Source organism: Klebsiella sp. GG_Kp173 (assembly GCF_040062415.1).
GTDB classification, from domain to species: domain Bacteria; phylum Pseudomonadota; class Gammaproteobacteria; order Enterobacterales; family Enterobacteriaceae; genus Klebsiella; species Klebsiella quasipneumoniae.
Genome location: NZ_JBEAFZ010000077.1, coordinates 65,567 through 87,703, shown reverse-complemented (window position 1 = coordinate 87,703; position 22,137 = coordinate 65,567). Strand labels below are relative to the sequence as shown.

Annotated in this window: 20 protein-coding genes; 9 read left to right on the top strand and 11 right to left on the bottom strand. The window is 58.7% G+C overall.

The window, feature by feature from the left end:
* Window positions 1-70: 70 nt before the first annotated feature.
* Both yqhD and dkgA read left to right on the top strand, forming a co-directional pair.
* Entirely contained in the window at window positions 71-1,234 is a 1,164-nt protein-coding gene (gene yqhD, locus ABLU50_RS16725) for an alcohol dehydrogenase (RefSeq protein ID WP_087833150.1), read from the top strand.
* A 144-nt stretch (window positions 1,235-1,378) separates the two neighbouring features.
* Window positions 1,379-2,206 carry a 2,5-didehydrogluconate reductase DkgA gene (gene dkgA / locus ABLU50_RS16720; protein WP_004205220.1) on the top strand — a complete coding sequence of 276 codons (828 nt, stop codon included), beginning with the start codon at window positions 1,379-1,381 and terminating at the stop codon, window positions 2,204-2,206.
* Between the two features lie 86 nt (window positions 2,207-2,292).
* On the opposite strand, the gene ABLU50_RS16715 is transcribed toward dkgA, so the two are convergent.
* From ABLU50_RS16715 to ABLU50_RS16690, 6 genes are all read right to left on the bottom strand, one after another.
* Window positions 2,293-4,566, bottom strand: a complete 2,274-nt coding sequence (locus tag ABLU50_RS16715; RefSeq protein ID WP_072140373.1) for a YgiQ family radical SAM protein — start codon at window positions 4,564-4,566, stop codon at window positions 2,293-2,295.
* Between the two features lie 33 nt (window positions 4,567-4,599).
* Complete coding sequence (gene ftsP / locus ABLU50_RS16710; protein WP_004205222.1) at window positions 4,600-6,012, bottom strand: cell division protein FtsP; 1,413 nt, start codon at window positions 6,010-6,012, stop codon at window positions 4,600-4,602.
* A gap of 83 nt (window positions 6,013-6,095) precedes the next feature.
* Window positions 6,096-6,833, bottom strand: a complete 738-nt coding sequence (gene plsC, locus ABLU50_RS16705; RefSeq protein ID WP_004205223.1) for a 1-acylglycerol-3-phosphate O-acyltransferase — start codon at window positions 6,831-6,833, stop codon at window positions 6,096-6,098.
* Window positions 6,834-7,024: 191 nt separating this feature from the next.
* Window positions 7,025-9,283, bottom strand: coding sequence for a DNA topoisomerase IV subunit A (parC, locus tag ABLU50_RS16700; RefSeq protein WP_087833152.1), 2,259 nt, complete (start codon window positions 9,281-9,283; stop codon window positions 7,025-7,027).
* 120 nt (window positions 9,284-9,403) lie between these two features.
* Entirely contained in the window at window positions 9,404-10,273 is an 870-nt protein-coding gene (locus ABLU50_RS16695) for an AraC family transcriptional regulator (protein ID WP_057212935.1), read from the bottom strand.
* Window positions 10,274-10,350: 77 nt separating this feature from the next.
* Window positions 10,351-10,758 carry a YgiW/YdeI family stress tolerance OB fold protein gene (locus ABLU50_RS16690; protein WP_048325749.1) on the bottom strand — a complete coding sequence of 136 codons (408 nt, stop codon included), beginning with the start codon at window positions 10,756-10,758 and terminating at the stop codon, window positions 10,351-10,353.
* Window positions 10,759-10,907: 149 nt separating this feature from the next.
* On the opposite strand from ABLU50_RS16690, the gene qseB reads away from it, so the two are divergent.
* The 4 genes from qseB to ABLU50_RS16670 all read left to right on the top strand — a co-directional run bounded on the left by qseB (window position 10,908) and on the right by ABLU50_RS16670 (window position 13,997).
* A complete protein-coding gene (gene qseB / locus ABLU50_RS16685; RefSeq protein WP_023319162.1) occupies window positions 10,908-11,567 on the top strand; it encodes a quorum sensing response regulator transcription factor QseB in 660 nt (219 codons plus the stop codon).
* Window positions 11,564-12,913, top strand: coding sequence for a quorum sensing histidine kinase QseC (gene qseC, locus ABLU50_RS16680; protein ID WP_023319163.1), 1,350 nt, complete (start codon window positions 11,564-11,566; stop codon window positions 12,911-12,913). Before qseB ends, qseC begins: the two co-directional genes overlap by 4 nt.
* A gap of 106 nt (window positions 12,914-13,019) precedes the next feature.
* Window positions 13,020-13,601 (top strand): NAD(P)H-dependent oxidoreductase, encoded by a 582-nt coding sequence (locus tag ABLU50_RS16675; RefSeq protein ID WP_023319164.1) that lies wholly within the window; start codon window positions 13,020-13,022, stop codon window positions 13,599-13,601.
* Between the two features lie 81 nt (window positions 13,602-13,682).
* Window positions 13,683-13,997: a putative quinol monooxygenase gene (locus tag ABLU50_RS16670; RefSeq protein WP_004205233.1), complete on the top strand. Its 315-nt coding sequence runs from the start codon at window positions 13,683-13,685 to the stop codon at window positions 13,995-13,997.
* A 73-nt stretch (window positions 13,998-14,070) separates the two neighbouring features.
* Here the strand turns inward: ABLU50_RS16670 and parE are convergent, their stop codons facing one another.
* From parE to nudF, 5 genes are read right to left on the bottom strand one after another with little or no spacing between them, the layout of a single operon-like run.
* Window positions 14,071-15,966, bottom strand: a complete 1,896-nt coding sequence (gene parE / locus ABLU50_RS16665; protein WP_004205235.1) for a DNA topoisomerase IV subunit B — start codon at window positions 15,964-15,966, stop codon at window positions 14,071-14,073.
* A gap of 30 nt (window positions 15,967-15,996) precedes the next feature.
* On the bottom strand, window positions 15,997-16,572 hold the full coding sequence (gene yqiA, locus ABLU50_RS16660) for an esterase YqiA (protein WP_004205236.1): 576 nt from the start codon (window positions 16,570-16,572) through the stop codon (window positions 15,997-15,999).
* Window positions 16,572-17,399, bottom strand: coding sequence for a 3',5'-cyclic-AMP phosphodiesterase (gene cpdA / locus ABLU50_RS16655; protein WP_004205237.1), 828 nt, complete (start codon window positions 17,397-17,399; stop codon window positions 16,572-16,574). Before cpdA ends, yqiA begins: the two co-directional genes overlap by 1 nt.
* A gap of 24 nt (window positions 17,400-17,423) precedes the next feature.
* Complete coding sequence (locus tag ABLU50_RS16650; protein ID WP_004205239.1) at window positions 17,424-17,846, bottom strand: DUF1249 family protein; 423 nt, start codon at window positions 17,844-17,846, stop codon at window positions 17,424-17,426.
* A complete protein-coding gene (gene nudF, locus ABLU50_RS16645) occupies window positions 17,843-18,475 on the bottom strand; it encodes an ADP-ribose diphosphatase (RefSeq protein ID WP_004205241.1) in 633 nt (210 codons plus the stop codon). Before nudF ends, ABLU50_RS16650 begins: the two co-directional genes overlap by 4 nt.
* 196 nt (window positions 18,476-18,671) lie before the next feature.
* Here nudF and tolC point away from each other — a divergent pair, with 196 nt between their 5' ends.
* The 3 genes from tolC (at window position 18,672) to ABLU50_RS16630 (ending at window position 22,137) form a co-directional block, all read left to right on the top strand.
* Window positions 18,672-20,132, top strand: coding sequence for an outer membrane channel protein TolC (gene tolC / locus ABLU50_RS16640; RefSeq protein WP_060656486.1), 1,461 nt, complete (start codon window positions 18,672-18,674; stop codon window positions 20,130-20,132).
* A 167-nt stretch (window positions 20,133-20,299) separates the two neighbouring features.
* Entirely contained in the window at window positions 20,300-20,971 is a 672-nt protein-coding gene (locus tag ABLU50_RS16635) for a DUF1190 family protein (protein ID WP_002916849.1), read from the top strand.
* 5 nt (window positions 20,972-20,976) lie between these two features.
* Window positions 20,977-22,137: a glutathionylspermidine synthase family protein gene (locus tag ABLU50_RS16630; protein WP_023319165.1), complete on the top strand. Its 1,161-nt coding sequence runs from the start codon at window positions 20,977-20,979 to the stop codon at window positions 22,135-22,137.

Sequence of the window (22,137 nt, the reverse complement as noted above, 5' to 3'; positions counted from 1 at the left end):
ACCACAATAACCGTCATCGGGCAGCGGTATCGTCCCTGTCGGCAGTTTTACTCTTTGGAGGACCCAAGCAATGAATAATTTTGACCTGCATACCCCAACCCGCATTCTGTTTGGCAAAGGCGCGATTGAAAAGCTGCGTGAACAGATCCCGGCGGAAGCTCGCGTACTGATCACCTACGGCGGCGGCAGCGTGAAAAAAACGGGCGTCCTGGATCAGGTACTGACCGCCCTGAATGGCCTGGACGTCCTTGAATTTGGCGGCATCGAGCCGAACCCGTCTTACGAAACCCTGATGAATGCGGTGAAGCTCGCCCGCGAAGAGAAGGTCACTTTCCTGCTGGCGGTCGGCGGCGGTTCGGTGCTGGATGGCACTAAATTTATCGCGGCAGCAGCCCACTATGACGCCAACATTGATCCGTGGGAAATTCTGGAAACCTATGGCAGTAAGATCGCCAGCGCCATTCCAATGGGCTCGGTTCTCACTCTGCCGGCGACCGGTTCTGAATCAAACAAAGGGGCGGTGATTTCGCGGAAAACTACCGGCGACAAACGCGCGTTTATGTCTTCGCACGTTCAGCCGCAGTTCGCGATCCTCGACCCGGTCTACACCTATACCCTGCCGCCGCGCCAGGTCGCCAACGGCGTGGTTGACGCCTTCGTCCATACCGTCGAACAGTACGTCACCTACCCGGTTGACGGCAAAATTCAGGACCGCTTCGCCGAAGGCATTCTCCTGACCCTGATCGAGGATGGTCCAAAAGCGCTGCAGGAGCCGGAAAATTATAACGTGCGCGCCAACATTATGTGGGCCGCGACCCAGGCGCTGAACGGCCTGATCGGCGCTGGCGTGCCGCAGGACTGGGCAACACATATGCTTGGCCACGAACTGACGGCGATGCATGGTCTCGATCACGCCCAGACGCTGGCTATCGTTCTGCCGGCGCTGTGGAATGAGAAACGCGATACCAAGCGCGAGAAGCTGCTGCAATATGCTGAGCGCGTGTGGCATATCACCGAGGGCTCCGACGACCAGCGCATCGATGCCGCCATCGCTGCGACGCGCCAGTTCTTCGAGCAGATGGGCGTGCCGACCCGCCTTTACGATTACGGTCTCGACGGGAACTCCATCCCGGCGCTGCTGGCGAAACTGGAAGAGCACGGCATGACCAAACTGGGCGAGCATCAGGATATCACCCTGGACGTCAGCCGCCGTATCTACGAGGCTGCCCGCTAAGTTACCCCGCCTGATTCACCTCTCCTTACGTTAAACAAACGTCGGGGAGGGGTGTTTTTACTACCGTTTTTAGCTATTTCGTCCAGACTTAATGCTACCCCTCGGCGGATCCTGCTTCGCCGAGTTCATTAACAGGAGGAAGGCATGACACATCCAACCGTTATAAAACTACACGACGGCAACCTGATGCCGCAGCTGGGTCTCGGCGTGTGGAAAGCTGGCAACGAGGAAGTCGTCTCCGCCATTCATAAGGCGCTGGAAGTCGGTTATCGCTCTTTTGACACCGCCGCCGCGTACCAAAATGAGGCTGGCGTCGGCAACGCGCTGCAAAGCGCTGGCGTCAATCGCGATGAGCTGTTCATCACCACCAAGCTATGGAACGACGATCAAAAACGGCCACACGAGGCGCTGAAAGAGAGTCTCAGCAAGCTGAAACTGGACTATGTGGATCTCTATTTAATCCACTGGCCGGTGCCGGCTATCGGCCATTACGTCGAGGCCTGGCAGGCGCTGATTGAGCTGCAGCAGCAGGGGCTGGCGAAGAGCATCGGCGTGTGTAATTTCCAGGTGCCGCATCTGCAGAAGCTGATTGATGAAACCGGCGTCGCGCCGGTGATCAACCAGATAGAGCTGCATCCGCTGCTTCAGCAGCGGCAGCTGCACGCCTGGAACGCCACCCACAAGATCCAGACCGAATCCTGGAGCCCGCTGGCCCAGGGCGGTAAGGGCGTCTTCGATCAGAAAGTCATCCATCAGCTGGCTGATAAATATGGTAAAACGCCGGCGCAGATTGTCATCCGCTGGCATCTCGACAGCGGTCTGGTGGTGATCCCGAAATCCGTCACGCCGTCGCGCATCGCTGAAAACTTTAACGTCTGGGATTTCCGCCTGGATAAAGAGGAGCTGGGTGAGATTGCGAAGCTGGATCAGGGCAAGCGTCTGGGTCCTGACCCGGATCAGTTTGGCGGATAACAGGTAAAAAAGCCGGGCTGCGCTGATGCGTGCCCGGCTTGAGAAACCACCCGGCCAGCGAAACGCAGCCGGGCGCAAAGTCAGGCTTAACGCCCGGCGACTTTACCCCGTTTGACGGGCTTTTTCGCCGTTGCGCCACCGTTAGAACGCTGATGCGCAATCGGCGTGTGCTTGGTCAGCGCCGGGCGGGTATGACGGTTCTGGCGACGCGCTTCGCGCATCTCATCCAGGGTCGGCGCCGGCACCAGGCAGTCGCGACGAGAGCCAATCAGGTGTTTCTTGCCCATCGCCTCCAGCGCCTGACGGATCAGCGGCCAGTTGGCCGGATCGTGGTAGCGCAGCAGCGCTTTGTGCAGACGGCGCTGTTTATCACCCTTCGGCACCACCACCTCTTCACTCTTATAGCCGATCTTGCCCAGCGGGTTTTTGCCGGTGTAATACATGGTGGTCGAGTTCGCCAGCGGCGACGGATAGAAGTTCTGCACCTGGTCGAGACGGAAGCGGTGCTTCTTCAGCCACAGCGCCAGGTTCACCATGTCTTCATCACGGGTCCCCGGGTGGGCGGAGATAAAGTACGGGATCAGATACTGCTCTTTACCCGCCTGCTTCGAATAGGTGTCGAACAGCTCTTTAAAGCGGTCGTAGCTGCCCATTCCCGGCTTCATCATCTTCGACAGCGGGCCCTCTTCGGTATGCTCCGGCGCGATCTTCAGATAGCCGCCGACGTGGTGGGTCGCCAGCTCTTTAATATAGCGCGGATCTTCGACCGCGATGTCATAGCGTACCCCGGAGGCGATAAGGATCTTCTTGATGCCCTTCAGCTCGCGGGCGCGACGGTAAAGGTTGATCGTCGGCTCATGGTTGGTATCCATGTGCGGGCAGATATCCGGGTAGACGCAGGAGAGACGGCGACAGGTCTGCTCGGCTCGTGGCGATTTGCAGCGCAGCATATACATGTTGGCGGTGGGTCCGCCGAGATCGGAGATCACGCCGGTAAAGCCCGGCACCGTGTCGCGAATGGCTTCGATCTCATTGATGATCGAATCCTCAGAACGGCTCTGGATAATGCGTCCTTCGTGCTCGGTGATCGAGCAGAACGAACAGCCGCCGAAGCAGCCGCGCATGATGTTGATAGAGAAGCGGATCATCTCATACGCCGGGATGCGCGCATCGCCATAGGAAGGATGCGGCACGCGCTTGTAGGGCAGCGCGAAAACGCTGTCCATCTCTTCGGTGGAGAGCGGGATTGCCGGCGGGTTGATCCAGATGTAGCGCTCGCCGTGCTTTTGCATCAGCGCCCGGGCGCAGCCGGGGTTGGTTTCATGGTGCAGAATGCGCGAGGCGTGAGCGTACAGGACCTTATCGCCTTTCACCTTCTCGAAGGAGGGCAGCAGCACATAGGTCTTTTCCCACGGTTTTGGCCGCGGCGGCTGCACGACAACGGCTTTAGCCTCGGCTTTTTTCGGGGCCACCGGTTTGTTATCGGCACACGGCAGATCTTCGCCATACGGGTGCGGGATGGGGTCGATTTTGCCCGGGGTATCCAGACGGGTAGAGTCAACGCCGCTCCAGCCCGGGAGGGCCTCTTTCACCATGATGGCGGTATTGCGCACATCGCGGATCTGATCGATGGTTTCGCCCATCGCCAGGCGATGAGCCACTTCCACCAGCGGACGCTCGCCGTTGCCGAACATCAGCATATCGGCCTTGGAGTCCACCAGCACCGAGCGGCGCACGGTATCGGACCAGTAATCATAGTGGGCGGTACGGCGCAGGCTGGCTTCGATGCCGCCGAGGATCACGGGCACATCTTTCCACGCCTCTTTACAGCGCTGGGTGTAGACCAGGGTGGCGCGGTCCGGACGCTTGCCCGCCACGTTGCCGGCGGTATAAGCGTCATCATGACGCAGCTTACGGTCGGCGGTGTAGCGGTTGATCATCGAGTCCATGTTGCCGGCGGTCACGCCGAAGAACAGGTTCGGTTTGCCTAGACGCATGAAGTCGTCTTTGGTGTTCCAGTCCGGCTGGGAGATGATCCCCACGCGGAACCCCTGCGCTTCCAGCATACGGCCGCAGATGGCCATCCCGAAGCTCGGGTGGTCGACGTAGGCGTCGCCAGTCACCAGAATAATGTCGCAGCTATCCCAGCCAAGTTGATCCATCTCTTCACGCGACATCGGTAAAAATGGCGCAGGGCCGAAACAGGCAGCCCAGTATTGCGGCCAGGAAAAAAGGTCACGATCCGGTTGGATCAGGGATATTGCGCTCATATTGCTTCCGGGGAAAATGATAAAAAAATAACCAAAAGGGCGTGGATTATAAGCCGGAATGATAGTGGAAATGAAGGAGGATTTTCTCAAACCCTGACCGTATGCCGGCCAGGGTCGAAGAGATTATGGCGCAGGATTCACCAGCATCTGGCCAATCGAACCGCGGTCGGCCAGCTCCAGCGTCTGGCTCAGATACTGGAACGGGAAGTGCGGCCACGACGGCTGGGCGTAGTAGACCAGCAGTTCGACCTGCCCGTCGACCCACACGGTGTCCTTCCAGCCGCGGTCTTCCGGGAAAGGGGTCGAACCGTTGACGTTACGGATCTGGAACATCACCCCTTCAATATGGAACGACTGCGGGCGGTCGGCGCGCACTGTCCAGCGCTCCCAGGTTCCCTGCTGCGCCGTAATATCAATACGCTGCGGATCCCATAGCTGGCCGTTAATCCCTGGATCGTCGCCGAGGGTGATATCCCGGCTGCGGATCGGCGTACCGGAGAGCAGCTCGGTCGGCAGCAGACGCACCGGCAGACTGTCGGTGACCAGCGGCAGCAGCCCGGTCGGGCGCAGGGTCAGCACCAGCGTGGAGACCAGAATGCTGGACGGTTCAAAAAAGCCGCGGATACGGTCGACAATGCTCGCCGCTTCGCCGCAGGTAATAGACACTTCATCGCCGTTGGTCATATCGACCAGGATTTCACGCCGTTCTCCCGGCGCCAGCGACAGCTGCTTGAGCGAAACCGGCGCCGGCAGGAACCCCTGGTCGCCGGAAATGACATGCAGCAGTCGGCCATCGCTCATCTGTAACTGATAGCGCCGGGAGTTGGAGGCGTTCAGCAGGCGCAGTCGCACCCAGCCGCGCGACACTTCGACATAGGGGCTCTGCACGCCATTGACCAGCAGCGTGTCGCCGACGAAGCCGCCGCTGCCCGGTTCGCTATATTCCGGCGTGCCGAAGTTATCCAGCCGTTTATCCTGAATTATCACCGGGAAATCATCGACGCCATAGTGGTTAGGGATCGGCAGGTTCTTGCTCACCTCATCCTCCACCAGCCACATGCCGGCCAGACCGTTATAGACCTGCTTCGCCATCCGGTTCGGCGTATTGGCCTGGTACCACAGCGTCGCCGCACTCTGGCGGATCGGCAGCACCGGCGCCCAGTCGGCGTTCGGCGACATCATGCGCGCCGCGCCGCCGATCAGCGGGCCCGGCACCTGCAGGCCGCGGATGGTCATCGCGACGTTCTCTGTCAGACGGTTGCTGTAGATAAGCTTGACGTCGTCTCCGCTCCAGACGCGGATCGTCGGCCCCATATAGCGGCCATTGATCCCCCAGACGGGGGCGCGGGTGCCTGGCGTAAACGACCAGTGCGAACGCTGCAGCGTCAGAAACAGCGGCTGACCGCGACGGGATTCCAGCAGCGGCGGAACCGGCAGCGCAGGCTGCTGGCCGGCGGCATGGGCCTTCAGCGGCGCGGCGCCAGCGCACAGCGCTACGCCGGAAGCCTTAATAAACTGACGCCGACTGAGTGACATATTAACTCCATGACATACTGACAAATGAAAAAGGGAATTCGTTTCCCGCCAGCAATACGCGCGCGGTGGCGGCGTTTCCTGTCTTATTGCTTGCCGGCCGCTTCGCGCTCGGCCACTTCGTTGTCCAGCTCAGCGATTTTGGCGGCCATCAGCTCGCGGCAATGCGTCGCCAGCGCGCGCACGTTGTCTTTACCGAACTGGCTGGTATCCACCGGCGGCAGCATTTCCACAATCACCAGACCGTTGTTCCAGCGATTGAGCTTTATTTTATTCGATGTATTCGAGACACACACCGGAATAATCGGCACTCCGGCGGCAATAGCCGCGTGGAAGGCGCCGGTTTTAAACGGCAGCAGACCGCGGCCGCGGCTACGGGTCCCTTCCGGGAACATCCAGAACGAAATTTTACGCTTTTTAAAGGCGTTAACGACCTCAGCAATGGTGCCGTGCGCTTTGGTTCGATTATTACGGTCAATCAGCAGATTACCGGTCAGCCAGTACAGCTGGCCAAAGAACGGGATCCACAGCAGGCTCTTTTTCCCCACGGTAACCGTCGGGGCCTGCACGATGTTAGACGCCGTCACCATATCATAGTTGTTCTGGTGGTTAGCGATGTAGATCGCGTTGCCATAGCTTTCCGCGTCGGCAGGTTTGCGCAGCTCAACCTTCAGGCCAAACACCGGGGATAAGCGGCCAAACAGATGGCCGAAAGTGGCAACGTGTTTTGGATTACGCGGGCTGAACAAGCAGTACAGACAGCCAAGTATGCACACCACGATGCAATAAATGACCACGAAAATTACTCGAAAAATGAATAGCATAGCTACCTCTAAAACCCAAACCGCTTAGAATTATTCGCTGCTGGCAGAAGGCAGGCTCACGAGTTCTGCGCAGGCCGGGACCGTTCTTCCTGGGTCCCTGATGATGGACATTGTTAATCGCAACGCCTGAATAAACAACGATTTTGCGGCATTTTTTCGCCTCCTCCCGTCAAAGACGGGAGGAGAAGCGCTTACTCTTCGCTATCGCCTGCCGCGGCGCGGCGCGGCGAGTCAATTTCAACACGGTCAATTTTCTGCAGCCCGCGCATCAGCGAACCGCGGCGGCCGCGCTCGCCGGTGACTTTTTGCAGCTCTTCCGGACGCAGTTTGATCTTCCGTTTGCCGACGTGAATGGTCAGCGTACTCTGCGGCGGCAGGACAAACAGATGTGCGAGACCGTCCTGGCCGGCGGCGGCTTCCGCCGCGGGAATGTTGATGATTTTGTTGCCCTTGCCTTTCGACAGCTGCGGCAGATCGCTGACCGGGAACATCAGCATCCGCCCGGCGGCGGTGATGGCCAGCAGCATATCGGACTCGTCCTCAATGACCAGCGGCGGCATCACATGCGCGTTGTCAGGCAGGGTGATCAACGCTTTACCGGCGCGGTTGCGCGCCACCAGATCGTTAAAGGTGCAGACAAAACCGTAGCCGGCGTCGGAGGCCATCAGCAGTTTCTGATCGTCGCCTTCCATCAGCATATGTTCCACGGTCGCGCCCGGCGGCAGCGTGAGCTTACCGGTCAGCGGCTCACCCTGGCCACGCGCCGAGGGCAGAGTAATCGGATCAATGGCATAGCTGCGCCCGGTGGTATCGATAAACACCACCGGCTGGTTGCTCTTGCCCTTCGCCGAGGCTTTCCAGCTGTCGCCCGCCTTATAGCTTAAGCCCTGGGCGTCAATGTCGTGCCCTTTGGCGCTGCGCACCCAGCCCATCTGCGACAGAACGATAGTCACCGGCTCAGACGGCAGCATGTCATGCTCGCTCATCGCTTTCGCTTCTTCACGCTCGTGAAGCGGCGAGCGGCGATCGTCGCCGAAAGCATCGGCATCGGCCTGCAGCTCTTTCTTCAGCAGATTGTTCATCTTACGTTCAGAGGCCAGAATCGCCTGCAGCTGATCGCGCTCTTTTTCCAGCTCGTTCTGCTCGCCGCGGATCTTCATCTCTTCCAGTTTGGCGAGATGGCGCAGCTTCAGTTCCAGAATCGCTTCCGCCTGGGTTTCGCTGATGGCAAAGCGCGACATCAGAGCTGGCTTCGGCTCATCTTCCGTGCGGATGATCTCAATGACTTCTTCGATATTAAGGAACGCCACCAGCAAACCTTCGAGGATATGCAGGCGCTTAAGGACCTTCTCTAACCGGTGGTTCAGACGGCGACGTACGGTATCACGACGGAACACCAGCCATTCGCTGAGGATCTCCAGCAGGTTTTTTACCGCCGGGCGGCCGTCGAGACCGATCATATTGAGGTTGATGCGGTAGCTCTTCTCCAGATCGGTGGTGGCGAACAGATGGTTCATCACCTGCTCCATATCCACCCGGTTGGAGCGCGGGACGATCACCAGACGGGTCGGATTTTCGTGGTCCGATTCGTCGCGCAGGTCATCCACCATCGGCAGCTTTTTATTGCGCATCTGCGCCGCAATTTGCTCCAGAACTTTGGCGCCGGAGACCTGGTGCGGCAGCGCGCTGATCACTACCGCGCCGTCCTCTTTGCTCCACACCGCGCGCATGCGCACAGAACCGCGTCCGTTCTGGTAGATTTTGCGAATTTCCGCCCGCGAAGTGATGATCTCCGCCTCGGTCGGGAAATCCGGCCCCTGGACGATATCCAGCAGTTCGTCGAGGGTCGTTTTCGGCTGCTCAATCAGCGTAATCGCCGCTTTCGCTACTTCACGCAGGTTGTGCGGCGGAATATCGGTCGCCATGCCCACCGCGATGCCGGTGGTGCCGTTGAGCAGGATGTTTGGCAGGCGCGCCGGCAGCATTTTCGGCTCCTGCAGCGTGCCGTCAAAGTTTGGCACCCAGTCGACCGTCCCCTGCCCCAGCTCGCTGAGCAGCAGCTCGGCATACTTCGACAGGCGGGATTCGGTGTAACGCATGGCGGCGAAGGATTTCGGATCGTCCGGCGCCCCCCAGTTCCCCTGGCCATCCACCAGCGGATAGCGATAGGAGAAGGGTTGCGCCATCAGCACCATCGCTTCATAGCAGGCGCTGTCGCCGTGCGGGTGATATTTACCCAGCACGTCGCCGACGGTGCGGGCGGACTTTTTGAATTTGGCGCTGGCGTTCAGCCCCAGTTCGGACATCGCATAGACGATGCGACGCTGGACCGGTTTTAAGCCATCGCCAATAAACGGTAATGCCCTGTCCATGATCACGTACATGGAGTAGTTCAGGTAAGCATTTTCCGTAAATTCATGCAGCGCAAGGCGCTCTGCCATATCGCTCATTAATCGTGGATCCTCAATCTGGGTACCGACCGTTCGGACGGCAAAACTACCCGCGATAATACCCGATCTCACGCCCTGAGTCACAGGCCGTGAGATCGGTTGAGGATTCCGTCACCTTAATCAGGCCAGCGGCAGATAAATATCGGTTTGCAGCTCATGCTCAGCCACTTCATGGACAAAATTGAGGTAACGGAAGTACACCGGAAAATCCCGTAACGTCTCGCCTGAAGCGGGTAACCAGTCGCGATAGAGAAACCAAACGCTGTTCGCCAGCGTGTCCAGCGAGCCGTGATGGCGCACGACGGCGCAGCGTCCGCCGGGGATTTCACCGTTAATCACGCCAAAGGCGTTTTCATCGACCGGCCGTGCGACCGTACCGCAGATGTCAAAACGAAATTCCCCCTGCGGGGTGGTCTGCGGATCGTCCCAGGCGATCCCCCAGGTATCGCAGGTGGCGATGGGCGATAATCCGCTCGTTTTACGCCAGGCGATAAAACGCGCGGCGGTGGCGTTGACAAGGTCCGGGCTGCCGCGATGTTGCAGTACGGCTATCCGGGTGGTGGGGAACGAAATAATGTTGACGTCCATCGACGTTTGCTCCTGTAGCGTATGTTTCGGTACGCGCCGATGCCACTCGGCCCAGTCCGGTTGCTGACGGAACTGGGTCGGGCTTTGGTCAAACGCGGTACGGAAGGCACGACTGAACGACTCCGCATTCTGAAATCCGGCATCAAGGGCAATATCGATGACTTTATCGCGGGGGTTGAACGCCAGGCGCCAACAGGCGCGTCGCAGACGCAACCACTGAATATACCGGTACAAGGGAATGCCAGTATAAGCGCTAAATTGCCGGTGAAAATGGTAAGGCGAACTGTGCGCTATCGCGCTCAGCATCTCCAGCGACAGCGGCTCATCAAGATGGTGCGCAATGTACCTACAGACGCGCTGGAAGCGCCCGACATACGCCGGGCTGGCCTTAATATCGTTCATCGTCTCCTCCTCGCGACATACTGTGACAGAGCGAGGATAGCGATGCCTGACCGATCTTGCGCTTATCCGACGGAGACTTATGGCGCGATTTTACGGATCTGTTTAACGTCGATTTCCACCGAGTTCCAGTCCTTATCGACTTCCCCCTGAATTTCTACCGTGTCCTGTGGGCCGACGGTGACGCCGTTCCAGCGTTTGTGGTCGATATCGACATTGATCACTCCGGTAGCATCCTGGAACTTATACAGATCGTCGGACACGCGCTCGGTGATTTTGCCGCGCAGGGTCACCCAGGTATCGTCCCGCAGCGATTTGACATTGGTGACGGTGGTGATCGCGCCGCTCGGGCCGGTGAAGCCGCCGCCCTGGGTGGTTGAACTTGCCGGCGTGGTCGCAGAAGGACCGGTATACCCGCCCTGTCCAGCAGCCAGCGCCGGCATGGAAACCAGGGCAACGATCGCGGTCATCGCAGCAATTTTCTTCATGATGTGTTCTCCCTTCGTGTTGATATGGCTCCTATTACGCCCGACAAAACTTAACGACTTCTTAAGGGGAAAAAAGAAATTTTAATGCTGTACAACCCCGGTCGCAACGCGGTTTACTGCGCAGAGCAGCCGGGTTGGCAGGAGGGAAAATGCGCATATTATTGGTGGAAGATGACAAGTTAATCGGCGATGGCATTAAGGCCGGGCTAAGCAAAATGGGCTTCAGCATCGACTGGTTTACCGCCGGGCTGGAGGGCAAAAACGCCCTATACAGCGCCCCCTACGACGCGGCAATTCTTGATCTCACTCTTCCTGGCGTTGATGGCCTCGATATTCTGCGCGAGTGGCGCGACAAAGGCCGCCATGAACCGGTGCTGATCCTCACCGCCCGCGATGCGCTCAGCCAGCGGGTGGAGGGGCTGCGCCTGGGCGCCGATGATTATCTGTGCAAACCTTTCGCCCTGATTGAGGTAGCGGCCCGCCTCGAAGCATTGATCCGCCGTGCCCACGGCCAGAGCAGCAGCGAGTTGCGCCACGGCAAGGTACGCCTTGACCCGAACCGCTTAACCGCCAGCCTCGACGGCGAAAGCCTGACGCTGAAGCCGAAGGAGTTCGCCCTGCTGGAACTGCTGCTGCGTAACGCCGGGCGCGTGCTGCCGCGTAAGCTTATTGAAGAAAAGCTCTACAACTGGGACGACGAGGTCTCCAGCAACGCCGTGGAAGTTCACGTCCACCATCTGCGGCGCAAACTCGGCAGTGAATTTATCCGCACCGTCCACGGCATCGGCTATACCCTGGGTGACGCATGAAACGACTTGCCCGCCTGAGCCTGCGCCTGCGCCTGACGCTGCTGTTTGCCGTGCTGACCGCCGCCGCCTGGGGCGTGGCCAGCGTGATCGCCTGGCAGCAGACCAGTAAAAAGCTGGATAAGCTGTTTGATACCCAGCAGCTGCTGTTCGCCCGCCGCCTGAGCGCCATGCATTTCGATGAACTGCGCGCCCCGCCGGCATCGCTCGGGGAAAAGAAAAAGGTGCGCCACGGGCATATCGACGACGATGCGCTGGCGTTCGCCATCTTCACCCGCGACGGCAAAATGGTGCTTAACGACGGCGAGAACGGAGAGGATATACAGTGGCACTCGCAGCGTGAGGGCTTTAGCGATGGCTACCTGCGCGGCGATGATGACGAGTGGCGCTTCCTGTGGTTAACCACCGCCGATGGCCGCCACCGCATCGCCGTCGGCCAGGAGTGGGATTATCGCCGCGAAATGGCGATGGACATTGTCACCTCGCAGCTCACTCCGTGGATGGTCGCCCTGCCGCTGATGTTCGTGCTGCTCATCGTGCTGTTAAGCCGCGAACTGGCGCCGTTGAAACATCTGGCGCGCACGCTGCGTTTGCGCGCGCCGGACTCGGCGGAATCGCTCAGCGTGGAGAAGATCCCCCCTGAAGTCCGCCCGCTGGTCGAAGCCCTGAATCAGCTGTTCCAGCGCACCCACGACGTCATGCTGCGCGAGCGTCGGTTTACCTCTGATGCCGCCCACGAGCTGCGCAGCCCGTTGGCGGCGCTGAAGGTGCAGACTGAAGTCGCCCAGCTCTCTCTGGACGATCCACAAGGGCGGGAGAAAGCCCTGGCTCAGCTCCATCAGGGGATCGATCGCGCCACCCGTCTGGTGGATCAGCTGCTGACGCTGTCGCGGCTGGACTCGCTCGCCCAGCTGGACGACCTGCAGCCGGTCGCCATCGACGACCTGCTGCAGTCGGCGGTAATGGAGATGTACCACCCGGCGCAGCAGTCCGGGATTGAGCTGCGCCTGCATCTTAATGCCTCTGGCATCTCCCGCACCGGCCAGCCGCTGCTCCTCAGCCTGCTGGTGCGCAATCTGCTGGATAACGCGGTGCGCTACAGCCCGCGCGGCAGTCAGGTCGATATCACCCTCAACGCCCGCGAGTTTCGGGTCCGCGATAACGGCCCCGGCATTAGCCCGCAGGCGCTGGCGCGCGTCGGCGAGCGTTTTTACCGCCCGCCTGGTCAGGATGCTCCGGGCAGCGGCCTGGGCTTGTCTATCGTCCGGCGCATCGCCTCGCTGCATGGCATGCGCGTCGAGTTTGCCAACGCCCGCGACGGCGGCTTCGAAGCCCGCGTTGGCTGGTAGCGGGATTATTGCTCATTTAGCAAAAGACTTTGCACATTTTGCTCATTTTACTGCCCCGCTTCGCGGGGTAAGATCGTCGGCAAATTTTCAAGATTGAGGACAACTAATGAGCAACATCCTGATTATCAATGGCGCAAAAAAATTCGCCCACTCGAATGGCCAACTGAACGACACCCTGACCGAGGTCGCGGAGAGTTATCTGCGCGACGCCGGGCACGATGTTAAAAGCGTTCGCGCCGAAAGCGAGTACGACGTAAAAGCCGAAGTGCAGAATTTCCTCTGGGCCGATGTGGTGATCTGGCAGATGCCGGGCTGGTGGATGGGCGCCCCGTGGACGGTGAAAAAATATATGGATGACGTCTTTACCGAAGGCCACGGTTCGCTGTACGCCAGCGACGGCCGTACCCGCTCCGACGCCAGCAAAAAATATGGCTCCGGTGGCCTGGTGCAGGGGAAAAAATATATGCTCTCCCTGACCTGGAACGCGCCAATGGAGGCCTTCACCGACAAAGAGCAGTTCTTCCACGGCGTTGGCGTTGACGGCGTTTACCTGCCGTTCCATAAAGCCAACCAGTTCCTGGGTATGGAGGCGCTGCCAACCTTTATCGCCAACGACGTGATAAAAATGCCTGATGTCCCGCGGTATATCGCAGAATATCGCAAGCATCTGGCGGAAATTTTTGGTTAACTAGGGGTCTATGCTCTACATATTTCGAGTTATTGGAACCTGGAGTATGACAAGATCCACACAGAAGGAGTTGAGTTAACCATGTTAACAGTGATTGCAGAAATCCGTACCCGTCCGGGCCAGCACCACCGCCAGGCGGTTCTCGATCAGTTCGCGAAAATTATTCCGACCGTTTTGCAGGAAGCCGGCTGCCACGGCTATGCGCCCATGGTGGATCATGCCGCTGGCGTCAGCTTCCAGACCACCGCTCCTGACTCTATCGTCATGGTGGAGCAGTGGGAAAGCGTCGCGCATCTTGAAGCTCACCTGCAGACCCCGCACATGAAAGCCTGGTCGGAAGCGGTCAAAGGCGATGTGCTGGAGACCACCATCCGTATCCTGCAGGCCGGCGTCTAAGCCCGCCGACGCTGAAACGGAATAAGAAAAGGGAGCCTGAGGCTCCCTTTTACGTCTGGCGCAGCGTGCGGTCTTACACTTCCAGGTCCGCCATATCGCCCTTCTCCTGCAGCCAGTTGCGACGGTCTTCAGAACGCTTCTTGGCCAACAGCATATCCATCATCGCCGTGGTCTGCTGCTCATCCTCATCGCTGATCACCAGCTGCACCAGGCGGCGGGTATTTGGGTCGAGGGTGGTTTCCCGCAGCTGCATCGGGTTCATCTCGCCGAGACCTTTAAAGCGCTGGACGTTTGGCTTGCCTTTCTTGCGCTTCAGCTGCTCCAGCACGCCGGTTTTTTCTTCTTCCGTTAGCGCGTAGTAAACCTCTTTGCCGAGGTCGATACGGTACAGCGGCGGCAGCGCCACGTAGACGTGCCCCTCTTTCACCAGAGTACGGAAGTGTCTCACGAACAGCGCGCACAGCAGCGTGGCAATGTGCAGGCCATCGGAGTCCGCATCCGCCAGAATACAAATTTTGCCGTAGCGCAGCTGGCTTAAATCATCGCTATCCGGGTCAATACCAATCGCCACCGAAATGTCGTGCACTTCTTGCGAAGCTAACACTTCATCGGAAGAGACTTCCCAGGTATTAAGGATCTTGCCTTTCAGCGGCATGATCGCCTGATATTCACGATCGCGCGCCTGCTTGGCTGACCCGCCCGCCGAGTCCCCTTCGACGAGGAACAGTTCGGTACGGTTCAGATCCTGGGCGGTGCAGTCGGCCAGCTTACCCGGCAGCGCCGGACCGCTGGTCAGCTTTTTGCGCACCACTTTCTTGGCGGCGCGCAGACGACGCTGGGCGCTGGAGATGGCCATCTCCGCCAGCAGCTCCGCAGCCTGCACGTTCTGGTTCAGCCACAGGCTGAAGGCGTCTTTCACCACGCCGGAGACGAACGCCGCGCACTGACGCGACGACAGGCGCTCTTTGGTTTGCCCGGCGAACTGCGGATCCTGCATCTTCACCGACAGCACGTAGGCGCAGCGATCCCAGATATCTTCCGCCGACAGTTTCACCCCGCGCGGCAGAATATTACGGTACTCGCAGAACTCACGCATCGCGTCCAGCAGCCCCTGGCGCAGGCCGTTGACGTGCGTCCCGCCCTGCATGGTCGGGATCAGGTTGACATAACTCTCGGTCAGCAGCTCGCCGCCTTCCGGCAGCCACAGCAGCGCCCAGTCCACCGCCTCCGTCTCACCGGAGAAGGTGCCGACGAAGGGTTTTTCCGGCAGCAGCGGCAGGCCGTTCACCGCTTCGCTAAGGTAGTCGTTAAGGCCATCGGCATAGCACCAGCTCTGCTCGCTGTTGTTGACCTGATCGCGGAAAACAATTTCCACGCCCGGGCACAGCACCGCTTTCGCTTTTAACAAGTGGGTCAAACGCGAAACGGAGAAGCGCGGGCTATCGAAGAAGCTTTCGTCAGGCCAGAAATGGACGCTGGTCCCGGTGTTGCGTTTACCGCAGGTGCCGGTGACGTGCAGGTCTTCTACTTTCTCACCATTCTCAAAGGCGATGCTGTAGACCTGACCGTCGCGACGCACGTTGACCTCCACGCGTTTAGACAGGGCGTTGACCACCGAAATCCCCACCCCGTGCAGGCCGCCGGAAAACTGGTAGTTTTTGTTGGAAAACTTACCGCCCGCGTGCAGTCGGCAGAGGATCAGCTCAACCGCCGGCACCCCCTCTTCCGGGTGAATGTCGACCGGCATCCCGCGCCCGTCGTCAATCACCTCGAGGGACTGGTCGGCGTGAAGGATCACTTCCACGCGTTTGGCGTGGCCTGCCAGCGCTTCGTCCACACTGTTATCAATCACTTCCTGACCAAGATGGTTAGGACGGGTGGTGTCGGTATACATGCCCGGACGGCGGCGCACCGGCTCTAGCCCGGTGAGTACCTCAATGGCATCAGCGTTATATGAAGATTGCGTCATGGTGTGTATTCGTAGGTCGTTCAGGGCCGTTTAGCGCAGGCCGAGAAATTCGATAATCTGAGTGAAATGATCGTCAAAGCCGACAAATGCGTGATTACCGCCCTCCTCCACCGTCTGCCGGCAGGAGGCGTAGTAATGAACGGCCTGGCGGTAATCAAGCACTTCATCCCCGGTCTGCTGCAGCAGCCAGAGTAAATCCGGCGCTTCGAGCGGGTCGATTTGCATGACTTTGAGATCGTAAATATGGCGAGACTCTAGCACATATTGCTGCCCGGTGTACGGATTCTCATTGTGGCCGAGAAAATTGTTCAGCAGCTCAAACGGCCGCACCGCCGGGTTAACCACGACCGCTGGCAGCATAAAGCATTGCGACAGCCAGGTGGCGTAGTAGCCGCCCAGCGACGACCCTACGACCCCCAGCGGCTCGCCGCCGTGCTCCAGCACGATGGACTCCAGCAGCTCCGCCGTTTCCGCCGGGTAAGGCGGCAGCTCAGGCACCACCATGGCGATCTCAGGATAGTGCTGCGCCAGCCAGGTCTTTAACGCCGTCGCCTTCGCCGAGCGCGGGGAACTGTTAAAGCCGTGCAGATAAAGAAGCGTCGCCATCAGTAGCCTTCTGAAGCAATATCCGGATGAAACGCCGCGCCTTCCAGGCGGCACACTTCGGTGGTCAGCGTTCCGTCAGGGTGAAGCTCCAGCCAGCGCCAGCCCGGCGACACCGTATCGAGGGTGAAATTGGCGCAGTGCGGCTTGAACTGAACGCAGGTCGACGGCGTCGCCATCATACGTCGGCCATTCCAGTCGAGATCCAGTTCCTGATGAATATGGCCGCACAGCAGATGCTTCACCCGAGGCCAGGCGCTCAGCGCGCTGTCCAGCGCGCCGGCGTTGCGCAGACTGTGTTGATCCAGCCAGCTGCAGCCGGCCGGCAGCGGATGATGATGCAGCAGAAGTAAGGTATAACGCTCCGGCGCCTCCGCCAGCTTATGTTCGAGCCATTCCAGCTGGAAGTCGCTCAGCTCACCATGGGGAACGCCAAACACTTGGCTGTCCAGCAGCAGGATCTGCCAGTGGTCGCCGAGAAACACGCGCTTGGCGGGGGAAATGCCCGACTCCTGCAGGGTGCTGTACATCGCCGGCTGGAAATCATGGTTGCCCGGTAGCCAGACGCAGGGTGCAGCAAAACTCGCGATGCCCTCAGCAAAATGCTGGTAGGCCGCGGAGGAGTGATCCTGCGCCAGATCGCCTGTTGCGACAATCAAATCGCATGGACGCTGTGAGGCATGAATGGCCGACAGTACGGCCTGATAGCTTTCCCAGGTATTGATGCCTAACAACGTTTCATGTTTTTCAGCAAACAGGTGAGTATCAGTAATTTGTAAGATCCTGACTCTGGCCTCACCAGCCAGAGGTAGGTTTAACAGGCTTTCCAAATGGTGTCCTTAGGTTTAACGACGCTAACAAACCGGAATCGCCATCGCTCCATGTGCTAAACAGTAACGCAGCCAGTCGGCCAGAAACTGGTTAATTTGATGCTTTTCGTCGCGTTGATGCAACTTTTTATTAGGATAATCATATCGCGCTTTGAAGCGAAAGATCTGCTGACTCGAACACACTTCGGCCACCATGGCGTCATGGTAGAGGCGAACGGTCATGGATGGCAGACTCCAGTAGCTCACCGCTGGCAGAGTCTGCTCTATCGCCACCAGAGTAGTGTAGCGGGTTGATTCCGTTATCGTTAACCGATATTGCGCGCTTCCCACCTGATAGCTCACCTTCTCACCCGCTGCATCCGTTCGCGGCAACAGGCGGCGCAACTGGGCGAAATTGGTCTCGCACAGGCGCATCATCTCAGGGAAGTCAGGTGTATAACGCTTCATTTTGTCCACTCGTTTCGTAAATTGTGATAATGCAATTGCAGCCATTGCAAGGCGATGACAGAGGCTGCGTTGTCGATTTTCCCCTCTTCTACCCACTGGTAAGCCTGCTCCCGGCTTACCACATGCACCCGAATATCCTCATTTTCCTCGGCCAGGCCGTGAATGCCTTTTGCCGTCGATGCATCAACTTCGCCCACCAGGATCGATAACCGTTCACTGGTGCCGCCCGGACTGGCCAGATAGCTTAATATTGGTTTCGTCCGCCCAACTTCAAGCCCGGCCTCTTCCAGCGCTTCCCGACGGGCGACATCTTCCACCGTCTCACCCGCCTCGATCATGCCGGCGACCATTTCCAGCAGCCACGGGCTCTCGCTGGTATCATAGGCGGCGATACGGATTTGTTCGACCAGCACCACTTCGTCCCGCACCGGGTCAAAGGGTAGCAAGACGGCGGCATGCCCGCGCTCAAAAATTTCACGGGTGACTTCGCCGCTCATGCCGCCGTTAAACAGGCGGTGGCGAAAACGGTATAAATCGAGTGAAAAAAAACCACGATACAGCGTTTCGCGTGCAATAATTTCTACATCATTTTTGGAGAAGGTAATTCCCTGGTGGATGGGTTTGCTCATTGTTATGTCCTGCTAATCCGAAATGAGGGATTTCCAGACCGTTTGGCTACCGTTTTACGGTCCGTATGTTAGATTGGTGCAAATTACCGCCGGATGGCACGTAACGCCAACTTTTTACGGCGGCAGAATCGATACAATCAGCGGAATTTTTCTTAGAATTAGACCAGCGCTAAATGCTTCACAACAAGGAATGCAAATGAAGAAATTGCTCCCCATTCTTATCGGCCTGAGCCTGACCGGGTTCAGCGCCATGAGCCAGGCGGAAAACCTGCTTCAGGTTTACCAGCAGGCGCGCATCAGCAACCCCGATCTGCGTAAATCGGCAGCCGATCGTGACGCCGCATTCGAAAAGATCAACGAAGCGCGCAGTCCATTACTGCCTCAGCTCGGGCTGGGAGCGGATTATACCTATACCAGCGGCTTCCGTGATTATAAAGACCAGAATTCTAACGTCACCAGCGGCTCGCTGCAGTTAACGCAGGTTCTGTTTGATATGTCGAAATGGCGCGCCCTGACGCTGCAGGAAAAAGCGGCAGGCATTCAGGATGTCACGTATCAGACCGATCAGCAAACGCTGATTCTGAATACCGCGACGGCCTATTTCAAAGTGCTGGCCGCCATCGACACGCTCTCTTATACCGAAGCGCAGAAACAGGCTATTTACCGTCAGTTGGATCAAACCACCCAGCGCTTTAACGTCGGTCTGGTGGCGATCACCGACGTGCAGAACGCCCGCTCACAATACGACGCCGTGCTGGCGAACGAAGTGACCGCGCGTAACGATCTCGACAACGCCGTGGAAGAGCTGCGCCAGGTTACCGGCAACTACTACCCGGAGCTGGCCTCCCTGAACGTAGACGGCTTCAAAACCAGCAAACCGCAGGCGGTGAACGCCCTGCTGAAGGAAGCGGAGAACCGCAACCTGTCGCTGCTGCAGGCGCGTCTGAATCAGGACCTGGCCCGCGAGCAGATTCGCCAGGCGCAGGACGGCCATTTGCCGACCCTGGATTTGAACGCCTCGTCTGGCGTTTCCAACAACCGCTACAGCGGCTCAAACAGTACCACGCCAGATGCTGATATCGGTCAGAACAAAATCGGCCTGAGCTTCTCCCTGCCGCTGTATCAGGGCGGGATGGTTAACTCGCAGGTCAAACAGGCGCAGTACAATTTCGTCGGCGCCAGCGAGCAGCTGGAAAGCGCTCACCGCAGCGTGGTCCAGACCGTGCGTTCTTCGTTTAACAACGTGAATGCCTCTATCAGCAGCATCAACGCCTACAAACAGGCGGTGGTCTCTGCGCAAAGCTCCCTGGATGCGATGGAAGCTGGCTACTCGGTGGGTACCCGTACTATCGTTGACGTCCTCGACGCCACCACCACACTGTACAACGCCAAACAGCAGCTCTCTAATGCGCGCTACAACTACCTGATCAACGAGCTGAACATCAAGTCGGCGTTAGGTACGCTGAACGAGCAGGATCTGATCGCCCTGAACAACACCTTGGGCAAACCGATCTCGACCTCTGCCGACAGCGTCGCGCCGGAAAATCCGCAGCAGGATGCTACTGCCGATGGTTACGGCAACACGACTGCGGCTATGAAGCCGGCGTCCGCACGGACGACGACCCATAGCAGCGGCAGCAATCCGTTCCGTCAGTAATTTTCATACTGTGACGCGCATCGCCTGTCCGTCGGACAGGCGATGCGTTAAACGTAAGGCAACGTAAAGATCCCCCGCTTAGCGCCCCTCTTCGCTTCATTTTCCACCACTCATCCTCTATCCTGAGCGTTAACACACGCCATACCACTGGGTCCTGGAAGACAAATATGAAACGGACAAAAAATATTAATCATTCGTCGTTCCGCAAAAGCTGGAGCGCACGCCACCTGACGCCGGTCGCCCTGGCCGTCACCGCGGTCTTTATGCTTGCCGGTTGTGAAAAAAGCGACGAAACGGTCTCGCTGTACCAGAACGCCGATGACTGCTCCGCCGCCAACCCGGGCAAAGCAGCCGAATGCACCACGGCCTACACCAACGCGGTGAAAGAGGCAGAGCGCACCGCGCCGAAATATGCCACCCGCGAAGACTGCGTCGCCGAGTTTGGCGAAGGTCAGTGCCAGCAAACGCCTGCCCAGGCGGGCGTCGCCCCGGAAAACCAGGCCCAGGCGCAAAGCAGCGGCAGCTTTTGGATGCCGCTGATGGCCGGCTACATGATGGGCCGCCTGATGGGCGGCGGCATGGCGCAACAGCAGCCGCTGTTCAGCTCCAAAAACCCTGCCAGCCCGGCCTACGGTCAGTACACTGACGCCAGCGGTAAGAGCTATGGCGCCGCCCAGCCGGGCCGCACCATGAACGTGCCGAAAACCGCGATGGCGCCGAAACCGGCAACCACCACGACCGTCACCCGCGGGGGCTTCGGCGAGTCGGTGGCGAAGCAGTCGACTATGCAGCGTAGCGCCGCAGGCTCAACCTCTTCTTCTCGCTCAATGGGCGGCTAAGCAACATGGAAAGAGTCAGCATTACCGAGCGCCCGGACTGGCGCGAGAAAGCGACCGAATACGGCTTCAACTTCCACACCATGTACGGCGAGCCCTACTGGAGCGAAGAGGCTTATTACAAGCTGAGCCTCGCCCAGGTGGAAAAGCTGGAGGAGGTCACCGCCGAGCTGCATCAGATGTGTCTTCAGGTGGTGGAAAAAGTGATCGCCAGCGATGAGCTGATGACCAAATTCCGCATCCCTAAACACACCTGGGGCTTTGTGCGCCAGTCGTGGAAAACCAACCAGCCGTCACTCTACTCACGTCTCGACCTGGCCTGGGATGGCGTCGGCGAGCCGAAGCTGCTGGAGAACAATGCCGACACGCCGACCTCGCTGTATGAAGCGGCCTTCTTCCAGTGGATCTGGCTGGAAGACCAGCTCAACGCCGGCAAGCTGCCGGCGGGCAGCGACCAGTTCAATAGCCTGCAGGAGAAGCTGATCGATCGCTTCGGTGAGCTGCGCGAGCAGTTTGGCTTCCAGCTGCTGCATATGGCCTGCTGCCGCGATACCGTTGAAGATCGCGGCACCGTGCAATATCTGCAGGATTGCGCCGCCGAGGCGGGGCTGGCGACGGAATTCCTCTACATCGAAGATATTGGACTGGGTGAAAAAGGCCAGTTTACCGATCTCCAGGATCAGGTGATTGGCAACCTGTTCAAGCTCTATCCGTGGGAGTTTATGCTGCGGGAGATGTTCTCCACCAAGCTGGAAGACGCTGGCGTCCGCTGGCTGGAGCCGGCGTGGAAGAGCATCATCTCCAACAAAGCGCTGCTGCCGATGCTGTGGGAAATGTTCCCCAATCACCCGAATCTGCTGGCGGCTTACTTCAGCGAAGATGCCCATCCGGAGATGGAGAAGTACGTCATTAAGCCGATCTTCTCCCGCGAAGGCGCCAACGTGTCGATCGTTGAACAGGGCAAGGTGGTGGAGTCGGTGGAAGGTCCGTATGGGGAAGAAGGCACTATCGTGCAGGAATTTTACCCGCTGCCGAAGTTTGGTGACAGCTACACGCTGATTGGCAGCTGGCTCATCAACGATCAGCCCGCCGGGATCGGCATTCGTGAAGACCGGGCGCTGATTACCCAGGATCTGTCGCGTTTCTATCCGCACATTTTCGTCGAATAA